The organism is Streptomyces sp. NPDC016851, from assembly GCF_055562795.1.
On sequence record NZ_JBVHEP010000001.1, the window covers coordinates 42,703 to 59,489 of the forward strand.

Genomic DNA, 16,787 nt, shown 5'->3' on the forward strand with positions numbered 1-16,787 from the left:
AGGGAGGTCGGCGAAACGACCATGCACGTCACGCATCTGTCGCTGGCCGACTTCCGTTCGTATCCCCGGGTCGAGGTCCCGCTCGACCCGGGGGTGACGGCCTTCGTCGGCCCGAACGGGCAGGGCAAGACCAACCTCGTCGAGGCCGTCGGCTATCTCGCCACCCTCGGCAGCCACCGCGTCTCCTCCGACGCCCCCCTGGTCCGCATGGGCGCCGAGCGCGCGATCATCCGGGCCCAGGTGCGGCAGGGCGAACGGCAGCAGCTGGTCGAGCTGGAGCTGAACCCGGGGCGCGCCAACCGGGCCCGTATCAATCGGTCCTCGCAGGTCAAGCCGCGTGACGTGCTGGGGATCGTACGGACCGTGCTGTTCGCCCCCGAGGATCTCGCCTTGGTCAAGGGCGACCCCGGCGAGCGGCGCCGCTTCCTCGACGAGCTGATCACCGCCCGGTCCCCGCGTATGGCCGGGGTCCGCTCCGACTACGACCGGGTCCTCAAGCAGCGCAACACGCTTCTCAAGTCGGCCGCGCTCGCCCGTCGGCACGGCGGCCGCAGCATGGACATGTCGACGCTCGACATCTGGGACCAGCATCTCGCGCGCGCGGGCGCCGAGTTGCTCGCCCAGCGTCTGGATCTGATCGCCGCCGTGCAGCCGCTCGCCGACAAGGCGTACGAGCAGCTCGCCCCCGGCGGCGGCCCGGTCGCCCTGGAGTACAAGCCGTCCGCGCCCGGCGAGGCCCACACCCGCGATGACCTGTTCGAGCAGCTGATGGCCGCGCTCGCCGAGGCCCGCAAGCAGGAGATCGAGCGGGGCGTCACCCTGGTCGGCCCGCACCGGGACGACCTGCTGCTCAAGCTCGGCCAGCTGCCCGCCAAGGGCTACGCCTCCCATGGCGAGTCCTGGTCCTACGCGCTGGCGCTGCGCCTGGCCTCGTACGACCTGCTCAGAGCCGAGGGCAACGAGCCGGTGCTGGTGCTCGACGACGTCTTCGCCGAGCTGGACACCCGCCGCCGAGAGCGCCTCGCCGAGCTCGTGGCGCCCGGCGAGCAGGTCCTGGTGACGGCCGCGGTCGACGACGACGTCCCGCATGTGCTGTCCGGGGTGCGGTTCGCCGTGTCCGAGGGGACGGTGGAGCGCGTATGACGGAGAACACACCGGAGAACACGCCCGACGGCACGCTGGGGAACACGCCGGAGAGCCCGTCCGGGAAGACGCCCGGGCCCCGGGCTCCCGAGCCGTCCGGCGTGGACCTCGCGCGCGTGGCGCTCCGTGCCGCCAAGGACGCCGCACGCGCGCGTGGGGATGCGGCACAGCAGAAGAAGCAGGCGCGCCGCGGCGGTCTGCGCTCCGGCGCGCGCGCCGACGGCCGTGACCCCATGGCGCTCGGCTCGGCGATCAACCGGCTGATCACCGAACGCGGCTGGGAGGCCCCGGCCGCGGTGGGCGGGGTGATGGGCCGCTGGCCGCAGATCGTCGGCGAGGACGTGGCCAAGCACTGCGTGCCGGAGAGATACGACGAGGACGAGCACGTCCTGTCCGTGCGCTGCGACTCCACGGCCTGGGCGACGAACCTCCGGCTGCTCGCTCCGACCCTGGTCGCACGCCTCAACGAGGACCTGGGCCACGGCAGGGTGAAGATGATCAAGGTGCAGGGCCCCGGCGGGCCCAACCGCCGCTACGGTCCGTTGCGCGCCCCCGGAAGCACCGGCCCGGGCGACACGTACGGCTGACGGGGCCCCTGTCCCGAAGCTGACGGGGTCCCCTCCCCGGGGCTGTCCGAGGGCCCGGCAAGGGCCGTGCGGGGGCTCTGCGGGGGCTCTGTGGGGCCCGATCGGCCCCTGTTTCCCGCCAATCGACAGCACGTGACTGACATCACAAAAATGGGCGCCGACGGCCCGTCCGGAGTCCCGGCGCCCCTCTCTCCGCACCACCGCACACGGTTGCGAATCGCGACCTGACTCCGAAGTAGCCAAGGGTTGACGGCCGGAAGCGCTGAGTGCCTCCGTGAGCCTCTTGGAGCCCCCATCCGCATATCGGGAGTCGGGGAAGACCGGTTGAGGGCGGCACATGCGGACTCAGGTACCGGCAAACCCCCATCAGTGTCAGTGCTACCGGTAGACTGGAAGCAATCCCGCCCCAATCGTGGGGACCGTCCGGGAAAAGCTGAGCAACGCTGATCAAGGCTTACCAACGCAACATGCCGCAGCCGCTCCGGCAACCCGCCGACGAGCCTGGCTCGTGCTGTGCCAGAAAGGGCGCTTCGTGGCCGATTCCGGCAACCCCAACGAGAACATCCCGTCCACCGAGGCCCCGGCCGGAGTCGCCGAGGCCTCCGTAACGGCGTCGTACGACGCCAGTGCCATCACCGTCCTCGAGGGTCTGGACGCGGTCCGCAAGCGACCCGGCATGTACATCGGCTCGACCGGTGAGCGAGGACTGCACCACCTCGTGTACGAGGTCGTCGACAACTCGGTCGACGAGGCGCTGGCCGGCCACGCGGACACCATCGACGTGACGGTCCTCGCCGACGGCGGCGTCCGGGTCGTCGACAACGGCCGTGGCATCCCGGTGGGCATCGTCGCCTCCGAGGGCAAGCCGGCCCTCGAGGTCGTGCTGACCGTGCTGCACGCGGGCGGCAAGTTCGGCGGCGGCGGTTACGCGGTCTCCGGCGGTCTGCACGGCGTGGGTGTCTCCGTCGTGAACGCGCTGTCCTCGAAGGTCGCCGTCGAGGTCAAGACCGACGGCCACCGCTGGACGCAGGACTACAAGATGGGCGTCCCCACGGCGCCGCTCGCCAAGCACGAGGCCACCGAGGAGACCGGCACCTCGGTCACCTTCTGGGCCGACCCGGACATCTTCGAGACCACGGACTACTCCTTCGAGACGCTCTCGCGGCGCTTCCAGGAGATGGCGTTCCTCAACAAGGGCCTGCGCATCAACCTCACCGACGAGCGTGAGTCCGCGAAGGCCACCTCCGGGGCGGACGAGGCGGGCGCGGACGAGACCGCCGACGTCAAGTCGGTCAAGTACCACTACGAGGGCGGCATCGTCGACTTCGTGAAGTACCTCAACTCCCGCAAGGGCGAGGCGGTTCACCCCACCGTCATCGACCTGGAGGCCGAGGACAAGGACAGGCAGCTGTCCCTCGAAGTCGCCATGCAGTGGAACAGCGGCTACACGGAGGGCGTGTACTCCTTCGCCAACATCATCCACACCCACGAGGGCGGTACGCACGAAGAGGGCTTCCGGGCCGCGCTGACCTCGCTGATCAACAAGTACGCGCGCGACAAGCGGCTGCTGCGGGAGAAGGACGACAACCTCACCGGTGACGACATCCGCGAGGGTCTGACCGCGATCATCTCGGTCAAGCTGGGCGAGCCCCAGTTCGAGGGCCAGACGAAGACGAAGCTGGGCAACACCGAGGTCAAGACCTTCGTCCAGCGGGTGGTTTACGAGCACCTGAACGACTGGCTGGACCGCAACCCGAACGAGGCCGCGGACATCATCCGCAAGGGCATCGCGGCGGCCACCGCGCGCGTGGCGGCCCGCAAGGCCCGCGACCTGACCCGTCGTAAGGGCCTGCTGGAGACGGCGTCGCTGCCGGGCAAGCTCTCCGACTGCCAGTCGAACGACCCGACCAAGTGCGAGATCTTCATCGTCGAGGGTGACTCCGCCGGCGGTTCGGCCAAGTCCGGCCGCAACCCGCACAACCAGGCGATCCTCCCGATCCGCGGCAAGATCCTCAACGTCGAGAAGGCGCGCATCGACCGGATCCTGCAGAACCAGGAGATCCAGGCGATGATCTCCGCGTTCGGCACGGGTGTGCACGAGGACTTCGACATCGAGAGGCTCCGCTACCACAAGATCATCTTGATGGCGGACGCCGACGTCGACGGCCAGCACATCAACACCCTGCTGCTGACCTTCCTGTTCCGCTTCATGCGGCCCCTGGTCGAGGCCGGGCACGTGTACCTCTCCCGTCCGCCGCTCTACAAGATCAAGTGGGGCAAGGACGACTTCGAGTACGCCTACTCCGACCGCGAGCGCGACGCCCTCATCGAGATGGGCCGCCAGGCCGGCAAGCGCATCCGGGACGACTCGGTGCAGCGCTTCAAGGGTCTCGGCGAGATGAACGCCGAGGAACTGCGCATCACGACCATGGACCAGGAGCACCGCGTCCTCGGCCAGGTCACCCTCGACGACGCCGCCCAGGCCGACGACCTGTTCTCGGTCCTCATGGGTGAGGACGTCGAGGCCCGCCGCGCGTTCATCCAGCGCAACGCCAAGGACGTCCGCTTCCTCGACATCTGAGTCGGTCTCAGCTGACCGCACCAGGAAGGACCTTCACCAGCAATGACCGACGAGAACACTCCCGTGACGACGCCCGAGGGTGACGCCCTGGCCATGCGCGTCGAGCCCGTCGGGCTCGAGACGGAGATGCAGCGCTCGTATCTCGACTACGCGATGTCCGTCATCGTCTCGCGTGCGCTGCCGGACGTCCGCGACGGCCTCAAGCCCGTCCACCGCCGCGTGCTGTACGCCATGTACGACGGCGGCTACCGCCCCGAGCGCGGCTTCTACAAGTGCGCCCGCGTCGTCGGCGACGTCATGGGCAACTACCACCCGCACGGCGACTCCTCCATCTACGACGCGCTCGTGCGTCTCGCCCAGTCGTGGTCGATGCGCATGCCGCTCGTCGACTCCAACGGCAACTTCGGCTCCCCGGGCAACGACCCGGCGGCGGCCATGCGGTACACCGAGTGCAAGATGGCGCCGCTGTCGATGGAGATGGTCCGTGACATCGACGAGGAGACCGTCGACTTCACGGACAACTACGACGGCCGCTCCCAGGAGCCGACCGTCCTGCCGGCCCGCTTCCCGAACCTGCTGATCAACGGCTCGGCCGGGATCGCGGTCGGCATGGCGACCAACATCCCGCCGCACAACCTGCGCGAGGTGGCCGCCGGCGCCCAGTGGTACCTGGACCACCCCGAGGCCTCGCACGAGGAGCTCCTGGACGCGCTGATCGAGCGCATCAAGGGCCCGGACTTCCCGACCGGCGCGCTCGTCGTCGGCCGCAAGGGCATCGAGGAGGCGTACCGCACGGGTCGCGGCTCCATCACGATGCGCGCGGTCATCGAGGTCGAGGAGATCCAGAACCGCCAGTGCCTGGTGGTCACGGAACTGCCGTACCAGGTCAACCCGGACAACCTCGCCCAGAAGATTGCCGACCTGGTGAAGGACGGCAAGGTCGGCGGCATCGCGGACGTCCGCGACGAGACGTCCTCCCGCACCGGCCAGCGCCTGGTCATCGTGCTGAAGCGGGATGCGGTCGCCAAGGTCGTGCTGAACAACCTGTACAAGCACACCGACCTCCAGACGAACTTCGGCGCCAACATGCTGGCGCTGGTGGACGGCGTGCCGCGCACGCTCTCGCTCGACGCGTTCATCCGTCACTGGGTGACGCACCAGATCGAGGTCATCGTCCGCCGCACCAAGTTCCGCCTGCGCAAGGCCGAGGAGCGGGCGCACATCCTGCGCGGTCTGCTGAAGGCCCTGGACGCCATCGACGAGGTCATCGCGCTGATCCGGCGCAGCGACACCGTCGAGATCGCGCGCGGGGGCCTGATGAGCCTCCTGGAGATCGACGAGATCCAGGCCAACGCCATCCTCGAGATGCAGCTGCGCCGACTGGCCGCTCTGGAGCGCCAGAAGATCGTCCAGGAGCACGACGAGCTCCAGGCGAAGATCACCGAGTACAACGAGATCCTGGCCTCCCCGGTCCGTCAGCGGGGCATCGTCAGCGCCGAGCTGGCCGCGATCGTCGAGAAGTACGGCGACGACCGCAAGACCAAGCTGATCCCGTACGAGGGCGACATGTCCATCGAGGACCTGATCGCCGAGGAGGACATCGTCGTCACGGTCACCCGGGGCGGCTACATCAAGCGCACCAAGACCGACGACTACCGTGCCCAGAAGCGCGGCGGCAAGGGCGTCCGCGGCACGAAGCTCAAGGAAGACGACATCGTCGACCACTTCTTCGTGTCCACGACGCACCACTGGCTGCTGTTCTTCACGAACAAGGGCCGCGTCTACCGCGTCAAGGGCTACGAGCTGCCCGACGCCGGCCGGGACGCGCGCGGCCAGCACGTCGCGAACCTGCTCGCCTTCCAGCCCGACGAGGCGATCGCCGAGATCCTGGCGATCCGCAACTACGAGGCGGTTCCTTACCTCGTTCTCGCCACCAAGGCCGGACTTGTGAAGAAGACGCCTCTGAAGGATTACGATTCGCCGCGTTCCGGCGGTGTGATCGCGATCAACCTCCGTGCGCAAGAGGACGGTTCGGACGACGAACTGATCGGAGCCGAGCTCGTCTCGTCGGACGACGATCTGCTTCTGATCAGCAAAAAGGCACAGTCGATCAGGTTCACCGCCTCGGACGAAACTCTGCGCCCCATGGGCCGTGCCACCTCGGGTGTCAAGGGCATGAGCTTCCGCGAGGGCGACGAGCTGCTCTCGATGAATGTTGTTCGACCCGGTACGTTCGTGTTCACTGCCACCGACGGCGGGTACGCGAAGCGGACCAACGTCGACGAGTACCGCGTCCAGGGTCGCGGCGGCCTCGGCATCAAGGCCGCCAAGATCGTGGAGGACCGCGGATCTCTCGTCGGCGCGCTGGTGGTCGAGGAGACCGACGAGATCCTCGCCATCACGCTGGGCGGCGGTGTGATTCGTACGCGAGTCAACGAGATCAGGGAAACCGGCCGTGACACCATGGGCGTCCAACTGATCAATCTGGGCAAGCGCGATGCCGTCGTCGGCATCGCACGCAACGCCGAGGCGGGACGCGAGGCGGAAGAGGTCGACGGCGACGTGGTCGTCGACGAGACCGCCGAAGGAGCCGCGACCACCGGCACGGACGAGGGTGAGGCGCCCTCGGCCGAGTAGCACGAGGAGTGAGTCAGCGTGAGCGGAGCCACGGGCGCCGGACCGACCGGAACCCCGAAGGGTACGGACACGGACGACGGCGGCCGTGGCTCCGCCGCGCGTGCGGCGGACCCGCACACGACCAACCTGAAGGCGATCAAGTCCCCGACCAAGGACTCGTCTGACAGGCATGAATCACAGGGGGGAACTGTGACGGACACCAGAGGTCCGCAGACCCAGCAGAACGCTGGAGCGGGCCCGTCCGCCTCCGGCGCCCAGCGGCAGCCCGAGCCGGCCGCGCAGGAGAAGGGCGCCGCGCAGGCGGCCTCCCCCCTGCCGGGGGAACGGCAGGCACAGCAGCAGGCGGGGCCGTACCACCCGCCGCAGGCCTACCCGGCGCAGCCGGCGGCGGCCGGTGCCGGAGCCGGTGCTGCCGCCGCTGCCGTACGGCGTCCGCGCACCGGTGCGCGCACCACGCCGCGTGTCCGCAAGGCCCGCCTGCGGGTGGCCAAGGCCGACCCGTGGTCGGTGATGAAGGTCAGCTTCCTGCTCTCCATCGCCCTGGGCATCTGCACGATCGTGGCAGCAGCCGTGCTGTGGATGGTGATGGACGCGATGGGCGTCTTCTCCACCGTCGGCGGCACGATCTCCGAGGCGACCGGCTCCAACGAGTCGAACGGCTTCGACCTCCAGGCCTTCCTGTCGCTGCCCAACGTCCTGATGTTCACGTCGGTCATCGCGGTCATCGACGTCGTCCTGGCGACGGCCCTCGCGACGCTCGGCGCGTTCATCTACAACCTGTCCGCGGGCTTCGTGGGCGGTGTGGAGCTGACGCTCGCCGAGGACGAGTAGCTCTCCCGGCGGCGGATGTCGGTGTCCCGACAACCGATTTTGGGACTGCCCATGTCGTGCGCTAATCTTCAGGGGTCAGCGCGCGGGACACACACCGCAGAGCGCGGCGGGGCTATAGCTCAGTTGGTTAGAGCGCATCCCTGATAAGGATGAGGCCACAGGTTCAAATCCTGTTAGCCCCACCAGCGAAAAGACCCCCGGTCCATTTGGGCCGGGGGTCTTTTGCGTCTACGGCGGACACCAGTCGGCCCGTTCCACGGCCGTTTCCTGATCCACGGCCCGCCGACCGAGGTGGTGGAGGGGAGCTGGCCGGGCAGCATGGTGCTGATCGAGTTCCCCGGCCTGGCCGAGGCCCGCGCCTGGTACGCGTCCCCCGCGTATCAGGAGATCCTGCGGCTGCGGACCGACCACATCGACGGGGACGTTGTGCTGGTCGAGGGCGTCGGTCCTGGGTACGACCCGCGTGAGCGTGCGGGGAAACTCTGATCACCGTCGAAGAAGGCCCGGTGGCTCCTGAGAGCCGCCGGGCCTGTACGCGCGTCGCCGGGAAGTTCCGGTGATATCAGCGCTGCAGTGGAGTGAGATGGTCCGCCGGGTCGCCGTCACCGTCGGCGTCGGTGTCGTCGTCGGTGCAGTCGGAGGTGGGTGACGCCGTCGTGTCCGCGAGCGGGCGGTGGCGGCAGCTGGGGGACTTTCCGTGGGCCTCGGCGTGGATGCGCTGCTTCATCGTGGGGGGCAGGGCCTTGGCGTGGGGCAAGGACCAGGGGGCGGTCGCCGCCGGTGCCGTCCGCTGCTGCGGGATGAGCGCGCTGTTGCGCTTCTGCTCGGCCTGCGGTACCGCAGCCGCGGCGGTCGTGGTGACGAATCCGAGCGCCGTGCACAGCGCGAGGAAGGCGGTGACGATGGCGGTCCACAGCTTCATGACCTTGTTCCGGGCCATAACCCCTCACTTTCGGGTTGGGCGATTTGCGTACTTTCCTCATGATGTGTATGAGGGGCGAGAAGTGGTGGACCGACGCCCGTGGCGCGTCGATGTTCAGATGAACACCACCCGGATGGACGCAAGAGGGGCGAAAAGCTGAGGAAGGAGGAGAAGAGCGGTCGAAGTAACCGTCCGTCGGCGTGTGATCACTCTCCGGCCGGATCGCTGGACTCCGCTTCTATCGCGGTTTCCCGGGCGGGAGTTGAGGTCCGACTCAGGTCACCGATCGGTATCGGTCGGTGTGTATAGTCGGGCGCCAGAGGTCCCCTACGTCAAGGAAAGACGAGGTCGCGCGGTGAAGAAGCTTCTCCTGGTCGCACTGGCCGCCATCGGCGGGCTCCTCGTGTACCGCCAGATCCAGGCGGATCGCGCCGAGCAGGATCTGTGGACGGAGGCGACTGACTCCGTGCCCACGGGTTCGTGAGTCACGACATCCCAAAGCGAGTACACCCCGGCCGCTTCGCGGTCGGGGTTTCGTGTGTTTGGGCCGACGGTGGGGCGAGGGGCGCGGCTGCGGGGCAGGATGGCCCACGGTTCCACGATTCGACGATGCACGGCGGTTCTGCGGTCCGGTGACGTGAGGGGTGGCGCGTGAGGGGACGGTGTCGTACGGCTTGGGGGCGTGCGGCGTGGGGGCGAGCGGGTGTGTGGCGCGGTCGTCGCGGCCGGCGTCCGTCGGTGGTCGTGCGTCTGGGCGCCGTGGCGGTGGTGCTGGGGACGACGGCTGCCGTGGTGCCCGGACAGACCGCCCTGGCCGCCGCCGGGGCGTCCGGTACGGCGCAGTCGCCGAGCTTGTACGCCTTCGCCGATGACGCCCGGAGCATCGAGGGGGCGAGGAGCACCGCCGACGCCGTGGCGCTGACGCCCGGCACGACTTACAAGAGCTCCCTCCCGAGCAGCGGCAAGGTCAGCTACCGCCTCCGGCTGGACGCCACGTCGAACGCGTACGTCTCCGTCACCGCCGTCCCCTCCCCCGGCAGCACCGTCTCCGTCATCGACGGGATCAGGGTGTCCGTGGAGGACGACGACGGCACCCCCTGCTCCAGCGACACCGCGAGTTTCGGCGCCGCCCGCAGCCCGCACCCGATCGCGGCGTGGGGCCGGCGCGAGATCTCGCCCACCAAGCCGCTGTGCCGGGAGGCCGGGAACTACTACGTGTCCGTCGAGCGAGCCGACCCGAAGGGCGAGGGCTCCTCGCCCGACTCCTGGGACCTGGAACTAGTCGCCATGACGGAGCCCCGGACGGACAAGACCGGGCCGACCAGCGCACCCGAGGTGTGGAACTCCGCCTCGCCCCAGCCGCTCCAGGAGGAGGCAGAGGACCGCCGGGGCGGTGCCGGGTTCGCCGGGGCGACCCCGCTGGACCAGGGAGTCTGGCGGGACGACATCCGGCCCGGCCAGACCCTCTTCTACGAGGTGCCGGTCGACTGGGGCCAGCAGCTCCACGTCACCGCCGACCTGGGCAGCACGGCCTCCGGCGGCACCGGCTACACGCCCGACGCGCTGGACCTGACCCTGTACAACCCGGCGCGCGGCCCCGTAGCCGACGTGGGCGTCGGCTACAACGGCGGCCAGAAGTCCGGCAGCCTGCCTCCCCTGCCGCCGGTCGACCACGCCAACCGCTACGCCGTCGTCAACCAGGTCGGTGCGATGCGCTTCGCCGGCTCCTACTACCTCGTCGCGCACCTCGCGGAGAGCGTCGCCGACAGCTTCGGGGACGGGCCGTTCCCGATGACGCTGCGGGTCCGGGTGAGCGGTCAGCCGCGCAGCGGGCCCGACTACGTGGGGGAGTCCGAGCCGAAGGGCGTCTTCGAGGTCTCGGACGAGGACCGGGAGGCCGCGGCCGAAGGCGTGGCCGGGGGTGACGACACCGCGATGCGGGTCGTCGCCGTGGGCGGCATCGGCACCGGGAGCGCGCTGCTGGTGGGGCTCGGGCTGTGGACCGTGGTGGCTCGGCGCAGGAGCGCCGGGTGAGCGCCCCGAGGTCCAGGAGGGTTCAGATGCGGGTCAGGGCCCAGAACCCCACGGCGTAGCAGGCCAGGGCGAGGATCAGGAGCGGGACCGCCACCTTGGCCGGCGGGCCGGGGCGGCGGGGACGGTGTGCCCGGTGCCGTGAAGTGCCCTGGCCGGGCGGAGTCCCTTGTCCGGGCGGCGGGGCTTGCGGGGTCGGGGTCTGCGTCGTGTACGGGGCTGTGGAGGTGTGGGTGGGCTGCTGGGTCGCCGGGGGCAGCGGCTGACTGGGATAGCCCGCGTGGTGCGGGTATGCGGGAGGCGCCGGCTGCGACGGGGACAAGGGGTGTGTGGGGTCGTAGGGGGAGTAGAGGGCGTGCTGGGATGAGGCCTGTGCCTGTACCTGTGCTTCTGCTGGCCCCTGTGCCTGTGCCTGTGCCTGTGCGTCGTGGCCCGGCGTGGGGGAGCCGGTGCCCGTGGCCTGCGGCGGCGGCAGGTGGAAGCTGCCGGTGTCCGACATCGAGGGCGGCTGGGCGGGAGTGGCCGGCGGGACGGTGTCCTGGCCGGGGCCGGGCTGTACGGCCGCTGCGCCCGGGCCCTGCCGTGACGCCGACGCGCCCGTTCCCGAGGGGGCCCGGGAGTCCTGCCGGGACCGCTGCTCGTCAGCCGGACGGTACCGCTCCTCGTTCGTCGCCGGGCCGACCGGTTCTCCCTCTCTCGGCGGCAGGCCCCGCGCTCTCTCCAGCGGGCCGTCCGGCGCGAACCCCGGGGGCAGCGGGCCGAGTTGGTCGAAGATCTCGATCAGTTCGTCGTCCGGGCCGGGCTCGGGCAGGAGCTCTGCGGCGGCGGCGAGCGCCTTGCGCGCCCCCGTGGCCGTACGGAAGCGGGCCTGCGGGTCCGGCTGGAGCAGCATGGCCACCACCTGCCACAGCGGCTCCGGGATGCCCTTGGGCGCACCGGGAGTCCCGTGCTCGGCGAAGTACTGGATGAGCGCCTTGCTGTCCGGCTTGGCGCCCTCCAGCAGATACAGCGCGACCAGGCCCACGGCGAACAGGTCGGCGGGGAAGTCCGGCTCCGCGCCCAGCATCTGCTCGGGCGCGAGATAACCGGGCGTCCCCACCACGAGGTTGGTCTCGGTCAGGCGGGGCTCGCCCAGCCGCATCGCGATGCCGAAGTCGGACAGCCGCAGCCGCGGCCGGCCCGTGCCGGTGGCCTCCAGCAGGATGTTGGCGGGTTTGACGTCGCGGTGCACCACGTCCTCCGCATGGACCGCGGCCAGGCCCGCGAGCAGCTGGTCGAGCAGCGTGCAGACGAAGGCCGGCGGCAGGGGCCCGTAGTCCCCGACGAGGTGGACCAGTGAGCCCCCCGCGACCAGGTCCATGGTGAACAGGACCTTGTCGTCGTCGGCGGCCCAGCTGGTCGGGGCGAGCACATGGGGATGGTCGATCCGCAGTGCCTGTTCCCGGACGAAACGCAGCAGCGAGTGCGCGTCGCTCTGGAGCAGGACCTTGGCGGCCACATAGCGGCGGCGGCGGTGGTCCCAGGCACGCCAGACGGCGCCGACCCCTCCACGCCCGATCGGATCGACCAGTTCGTACCGGCCGGCGAACACCTCACCCATGGCTGTACGTCGCTCCTCCCCCTGTGGTCTCCCCCCTTGCTTCCCCCTCGACGGGCGTGACGACTCCCCGACGGGCGAAACGGCTCCCTGCGCCCCCCATGACTCCCCCGATGAGCGATACACGTCACCCTCGCGTCGAACGGTCCCCCGTACGGCCCACGCCCCCTCGTGTCCGCCCGTACCGTGACGCAGCCCCCGTCACCTCACCCGAAGCCCGGTGCCGAACCCCCTTCGGCGGCCGGGCGACGGGGTCAGTTCTGGTGGGACTGGTAGTGCGCGACCGCGTCCGACGTGCGGCCGGCACCGTACACCCGGAGGAACTCGGCCAGTTCCGGGTGGGTGGGGGCGAGCGTCTCCGCGGCGTCGATGATGTCACCCGCCGCCGCGACCGAGCGCAGCAGCGACTGGATCTCCCGGACGACCCGCTTGACCGTGGGCGCCCCCGAACTGCTCGTCGTCTGCGTGGTGTTGCTGAGCACCGAGCCCCCCTGTGACTTCTTGATCTCCTCCATGCGCTCCGTGGCCTCGGCCGCGCTCACGCTGCCGTCCGCGACCTGCCCCGCCAGGTCCTGCAGCAGCTGCACCCGCTGCACCACAGCGGGGTTGCCGATCTTCGCCCGCTGGCCGCTCATGAGCTGCGACAACATCGGTGCGGACAGTCCCAGGACCCCCGCGAGACGAGCCTGGTTGAGACCAAGATCGTCGATGAGCCTACGGAAGAGCGCCCCCAGCGGCTCCCCGTACCAGTTCCGCTGCAGTTCCCGCGCTCTTGCGGTGGCTTCCTGCTGTGCGGCGTCCATTGCGTCTCCCCATCGCTTCCCCAAGTACGGCGGTTCGCGGTAGCGAACCACGCCGAGCATCTTACGGAGAGTGGTCGGCGACGGGGACCCCCAATCCTTTTGCGGAATCATGGGGGTGACCCGGTACTCTGGTCTCCGACGCCCGCCGGGACAGGATTTTCTCCGGGCGGACGTTCCTCTTCAGGGGCCTTAGCTCAGTTGGTAGAGCGCTGTCTTTGCATGGCAGATGTCAGGGGTTCGACTCCCCTAGGCTCCACTCTCAACCCCCTCCGAACTGCGGAAACGCGGCTCGGGGGGCTTTTGTTTCACGTGAAACAGCGCGGCGGGGGGGGGGGGGGGGGGGGGGGGGGGGGCCCCCCCCCCCCCCCCCGCCCCCCCCCCCCCCCCCCCCCCCCCCGCCGCGCTGTTGGATCCGGCGGCCGTCAGGAACGGTCGTCGGGCTTGGCGGCCTCGTCCTCGGCCTGCTTCGCCTCGACCTCCGGGTCCAGAACGGACTGGCCACTGCCGTCCACGGAGGACAGACGGCCCGACTCGGGAACCTCCGTCGCGGCGGGCGGCTCCACCAGCCAGTCCGGGTTGGCCTGCTTGTCCCACCACTTCCACGCCGCGAAGGCACCGCCCGCGAGGGCGCCCAGAACGACCAGCGTCTTCATGGCCCGGCCGGCCCTCGCCCGCCGTTCCTGCCTGCGGATCAGCTTCTGGACCTCCTTCGACGAGACCTGACCGCGCAGCGCGGCCATCGCGGCCACACTCCGGGCGGCGGCCTCGCTCGTGACGGGCACGGCCGCGGCCATCGCCTGCTCGAGCCTCGGCCTGGAGTACTCCGCCGCCTGCCGGGCGGCCTTGCGCGTGCGGACGGCGGCCTCGTGGGCGGCCTGGTCGACCTTCGGCGGCACATGCGTGCGGGCCTGCTCCAGATACGGCTGCACATGGGCGCCGTACTGGACGCGCGCCTGTCCGGCGGCCTGCGTCACCTTGGGCGCTAGCCGTACGCGTGCCTCGTGTGCGTAGTGCGCGGCCCTGTCCTTGGCCGTGTCGGCGTAGGGCGCCACCACTTCCGCGGCGTGCAGCACGCTGTCCTTCGCCGAACCAGTCGCGGCGCGCACGCTGTCGATGCGGGTCACGGGTTCCTCCTCCTCGGTGGCGTACGGTATTTCGACTTTCCACCCTTTTACGGATCATGCCTCCCGGTGCACCGCCAGGCATGCGCGGGCGGGCATCCGGGTCACGGGAGCCGGCTCCGGGCCACCTCCGGTCGAAAACCGATCAAGAGCGGACCGAACACTGATCGGGAGCCGATCACCTGCAATAGCGGATGAATAGGGTTCAACAGGAGCTTGTCGTCGACAATGCCACGGATCGCCGCCGCGCGCCCCCGGCCCGGGACTACTCGACTGGTTTTCCGCAAGTGATCGACCCGGTTTACCTCCCATGAACCGAGGTCGGGCGACGCGGGGCCCCGTCCATGCGAGGATCAGGGAGTCACAGAAAGACAACGGAAGGCAGATCGTGGCTGAGCAGCTCTACGCCACCCTGAAGACCAACCACGGCGACATCGAAGTCCGGCTTCTGCCGAACCACGCCCCCAAGACGGTCAAGAACTTCGTCGAGCTCGCCCAGGGCGAGCGGGAGTGGACGCACCCGGAGACGGGACAGAAGACCACGGACAGGCTCTACGACGGCACGGTCTTCCACCGGGTGATCAGCGGCTTCATGATCCAGGGCGGTGACCCGCTGGGCAACGGCACCGGCGGCCCCGGCTACCAGTTCGAGGACGAGTTCCACCCGGACCTGCGCTTCGACAAGCCCTACCTGCTGGCGATGGCCAACGCCGGCCCGGGCACCAACGGCTCGCAGTTCTTCATCACCGTCTCCCCGACGGCGTGGCTGAACCGCAAGCACACCATCTTCGGCGAGGTCACCGACGCGGCCAGCCAGAAGGTCGTGGACACCATCGCCACGGCCCAGACGAACCCGCGCACCGACCGCCCGCTCAACGACGTGGTCATCGAGTCGGTCGTCATCGAGAACCGCTGAGACCCGCCGAGTGCCGAAGCCCTCGCAGGGAACCAATCGCCCCGCTCATCCGTAAAGATGAGCGGGGCGGGCTTTTCTCTCACGACCAAGGGGATCCCATGGACGACAAGGCTGCGGGCAGCCCGCAGGACGCCCACAGCGTCCCCATGTGCTACCGCCACCCGGAACGCGAGACGGGCATCCGCTGCACCCGCTGCGAGCGCCCGATCTGCCCCGAGTGCATGGTCAACGCCTCCGTCGGCTTCCAGTGCCCCGAGTGCGTCCGCAGCGGCTCCGGCACCGGTCACGCGCCCACGGCTGCCATGCCCCGGACGATCGCCGGCGGCACCCTCCACGCCGATCCCCGCCTGCTGACCAAGATCCTCATCGGGATCAACCTGGCCGTCTTCATCGCCATCCGGGCCCATGAGTCGCTCGCGATCGACCTCGCCCTGGTCGGCGCCTGGCCGCCCGCGCCCTTCACGCCCACCCAGGGAGTGGCGGGCGGTGAGTGGTACCGCATGGTGACGTCGATGTTCACGCACCAGGAGATCTGGCACATCGCGTTGAACATGCTCAGCCTCTGGTGGCTCGGCGGCCCGCTCGAAGCGGCTTTCGGCCGTGTGCGCTATCTCGCGCTCTACATCCTCTCCGGACTCGCGGGCAGCACCCTGGCCTATCTGCTGGCCTCCCCGAACACGGCGACGCTGGGCGCCTCCGGCGCGATCTTCGGCCTGTTCGGCGCCACGGCCGTGCTGTTGCGCCAGCGCAATTACGACATGCGGCCCATCATCGCGCTGCTCGTGATCAACCTGATCTTCACCTTCAGCCCGGGCTTCAACATCTCGTGGCAGGCCCACATCGGCGGCCTCGTCGCCGGTGTCCTCGTCGGATACGCCATGGTCCGCGCCCCGCGCGAGCGACGTGCCCTGATCCAGTACGGCACGTGTGCGCTGGTCCTCGCGGTGGTCATCCTGTTGACCCTGTTGAGGACGGCCCAGCTCAGCTGAGCGCGAACGTTGTCCACAGCGGGTGGCGGATCTTGTGCATAGTGTGCGGGAACACCTGTGCCCCCTGACATCGACCAGCGTTTTCGCAGGTCAGGCAGGGGGCGAACAAGTTTTCGAGTCGCGGTACTTCCGTCATACCGGCGTCAACACTCAGCGAGTTATCCACAGATCGTCGTTTCTTTTCCACCTGTGGAAAACCGCTGTGGATAACTCAGTGAACAACCCTGGGCAGAGCTGCGTTCACCTGCCGGTGACCGCTACTTCCACTGGGTCGAGACACCGAATCCGGCGGCGATGAAGCCGAAGCCGACCACGATGTTCCAGTTGCCCAGCGCATCGATGGGCAGCGAGCCGTCGGTGACGTAGAAGACCACGATCCAGGCCAGGCCGATGAGGAACATGGCCAGCATGACGGGTGCGACCCAGGCACGGCTGTTCAGCTTGATGGCGGTCGTCTGCTTCGCAGGCGGCGGCGTGTAGTCGGCCTTCTTGCGGATACGTGACTTCGGCACGAGGGTCTCTCCTGTCGATGCGCTGCGTGGCCGCGCAGGTAACTGAGTCGGTCTCGGGGCAGCGTAAGGGGACTCTGAGTGCTCCCCCGGGCGTCCGTTAGCGTAGTGCTTCCGTGG

Annotated in this window: 14 protein-coding genes, 2 tRNA genes and 1 pseudogene; 12 read left to right on the forward strand and 5 right to left on the reverse strand. The window is 69.4% G+C overall.

What is annotated here, in order from left to right:
• Positions 1 to 21: 21 nt before the first annotated feature.
• The 7 genes and pseudogenes from recF to ACZ3I3_RS00215 form a co-directional block, all read left to right on the forward strand.
• Positions 22 to 1,143, forward strand: a complete 1,122-nt coding sequence (gene recF / locus ACZ3I3_RS00185; protein WP_467361286.1) for a DNA replication/repair protein RecF — start codon at positions 22 to 24, stop codon at positions 1,141 to 1,143.
• Entirely contained in the window at positions 1,140 to 1,730 is a 591-nt protein-coding gene (locus ACZ3I3_RS00190; RefSeq protein ID WP_467361288.1) for a DciA family protein, read from the forward strand. The genes recF and ACZ3I3_RS00190 overlap by 4 nt, the downstream gene beginning before the upstream one ends.
• 508 nt (positions 1,731 to 2,238) lie before the next feature.
• A complete protein-coding gene (gyrB, locus tag ACZ3I3_RS00195) occupies positions 2,239 to 4,311 on the forward strand; it encodes a DNA topoisomerase (ATP-hydrolyzing) subunit B (RefSeq protein WP_467361289.1) in 2,073 nt (690 codons plus the stop codon).
• Between the two features lie 42 nt (positions 4,312 to 4,353).
• The gene (gene gyrA, locus ACZ3I3_RS00200) at positions 4,354 to 6,948 is read left to right on the forward strand and encodes a DNA gyrase subunit A (RefSeq protein WP_467361290.1); all 2,595 of its coding nucleotides are present in this window, start codon (positions 4,354 to 4,356) and stop codon (positions 6,946 to 6,948) included.
• 18 nt (positions 6,949 to 6,966) lie between these two features.
• Positions 6,967 to 7,779 (forward strand): DUF3566 domain-containing protein, encoded by an 813-nt coding sequence (locus tag ACZ3I3_RS00205; RefSeq protein ID WP_467361291.1) that lies wholly within the window; start codon positions 6,967 to 6,969, stop codon positions 7,777 to 7,779.
• A 108-nt stretch (positions 7,780 to 7,887) separates the two neighbouring features.
• A tRNA-Ile gene (locus tag ACZ3I3_RS00210) sits at positions 7,888 to 7,964 on the forward strand.
• Between the two features lie 64 nt (positions 7,965 to 8,028).
• Positions 8,029 to 8,265: pseudogene (locus ACZ3I3_RS00215) on the forward strand (DUF1330 domain-containing protein); the annotation flags it as partial.
• Between the two features lie 76 nt (positions 8,266 to 8,341).
• Here ACZ3I3_RS00215 and ACZ3I3_RS00220 read toward each other — a convergent pair.
• Positions 8,342 to 8,719 (reverse strand): DUF6344 domain-containing protein, encoded by a 378-nt coding sequence (locus ACZ3I3_RS00220; RefSeq protein WP_467361292.1) that lies wholly within the window; start codon positions 8,717 to 8,719, stop codon positions 8,342 to 8,344.
• Positions 8,720 to 9,056: 337 nt separating this feature from the next.
• Here ACZ3I3_RS00220 and ACZ3I3_RS00225 point away from each other — a divergent pair, with 337 nt between their 5' ends.
• The gene (locus ACZ3I3_RS00225) at positions 9,057 to 9,185 is read left to right on the forward strand and encodes a DLW-39 family protein (protein ID WP_003999697.1); all 129 of its coding nucleotides are present in this window, start codon (positions 9,057 to 9,059) and stop codon (positions 9,183 to 9,185) included.
• Between the two features lie 254 nt (positions 9,186 to 9,439).
• Positions 9,440 to 10,735 (forward strand): hypothetical protein, encoded by a 1,296-nt coding sequence (locus ACZ3I3_RS00230; protein WP_467361294.1) that lies wholly within the window; start codon positions 9,440 to 9,442, stop codon positions 10,733 to 10,735.
• Between the two features lie 22 nt (positions 10,736 to 10,757).
• Here the strand turns inward: ACZ3I3_RS00230 and ACZ3I3_RS00235 are convergent, their stop codons facing one another.
• Positions 10,758 to 12,332, reverse strand: coding sequence for a serine/threonine-protein kinase (locus tag ACZ3I3_RS00235; protein WP_467361295.1), 1,575 nt, complete (start codon positions 12,330 to 12,332; stop codon positions 10,758 to 10,760).
• Positions 12,333 to 12,583: 251 nt separating this feature from the next.
• Entirely contained in the window at positions 12,584 to 13,132 is a 549-nt protein-coding gene (locus ACZ3I3_RS00240; RefSeq protein WP_243380052.1) for a helix-turn-helix domain-containing protein, read from the reverse strand.
• Between the two features lie 183 nt (positions 13,133 to 13,315).
• On the opposite strand from ACZ3I3_RS00240, the gene ACZ3I3_RS00245 reads away from it, so the two are divergent.
• Positions 13,316 to 13,388, forward strand: a tRNA-Ala gene (locus tag ACZ3I3_RS00245).
• 166 nt (positions 13,389 to 13,554) lie between these two features.
• Here ACZ3I3_RS00245 and ACZ3I3_RS00250 read toward each other — a convergent pair.
• Entirely contained in the window at positions 13,555 to 14,256 is a 702-nt protein-coding gene (locus tag ACZ3I3_RS00250; RefSeq protein WP_467361297.1) for a DUF5324 family protein, read from the reverse strand.
• A gap of 385 nt (positions 14,257 to 14,641) precedes the next feature.
• Here ACZ3I3_RS00250 and ACZ3I3_RS00255 point away from each other — a divergent pair, with 385 nt between their 5' ends.
• On the forward strand, positions 14,642 to 15,169 hold the full coding sequence (locus ACZ3I3_RS00255) for a peptidylprolyl isomerase (RefSeq protein ID WP_467361298.1): 528 nt from the start codon (positions 14,642 to 14,644) through the stop codon (positions 15,167 to 15,169).
• Positions 15,170 to 15,267: 98 nt separating this feature from the next.
• A complete protein-coding gene (locus tag ACZ3I3_RS00260) occupies positions 15,268 to 16,158 on the forward strand; it encodes a rhomboid family intramembrane serine protease (protein WP_467361299.1) in 891 nt (296 codons plus the stop codon).
• Positions 16,159 to 16,415: 257 nt separating this feature from the next.
• On the opposite strand, the gene crgA is transcribed toward ACZ3I3_RS00260, so the two are convergent.
• Positions 16,416 to 16,670 carry a cell division protein CrgA gene (gene crgA, locus ACZ3I3_RS00265; protein WP_086846254.1) on the reverse strand — a complete coding sequence of 85 codons (255 nt, stop codon included), beginning with the start codon at positions 16,668 to 16,670 and terminating at the stop codon, positions 16,416 to 16,418.
• Positions 16,671 to 16,787: the final 117 nt, after the last annotated feature.

Coding starts and splice junctions, on each gene's coding strand:
- ACZ3I3_RS00260 (WP_467361299.1), top strand. CDS start 15,268: ATGGACGACAAGGCTGCGGGCAGCCCGCAGGACGCCCACAGCGTCCCC.
- ACZ3I3_RS00240 (WP_243380052.1), bottom strand. CDS start 13,132: ATGGACGCCGCACAGCAGGAAGCCACCGCAAGAGCGCGGGAACTGCAG.
- ACZ3I3_RS00235 (WP_467361295.1), bottom strand. CDS start 12,332: ATGGGTGAGGTGTTCGCCGGCCGGTACGAACTGGTCGATCCGATCGGG.
- recF (WP_467361286.1), top strand. CDS start 22: ATGCACGTCACGCATCTGTCGCTGGCCGACTTCCGTTCGTATCCCCGG.
- ACZ3I3_RS00220 (WP_467361292.1), bottom strand. CDS start 8,719: ATGGCCCGGAACAAGGTCATGAAGCTGTGGACCGCCATCGTCACCGCC.
- gyrA (WP_467361290.1), top strand. CDS start 4,354: ATGACCGACGAGAACACTCCCGTGACGACGCCCGAGGGTGACGCCCTG.
- ACZ3I3_RS00190 (WP_467361288.1), top strand. CDS start 1,140: ATGACGGAGAACACACCGGAGAACACGCCCGACGGCACGCTGGGGAAC.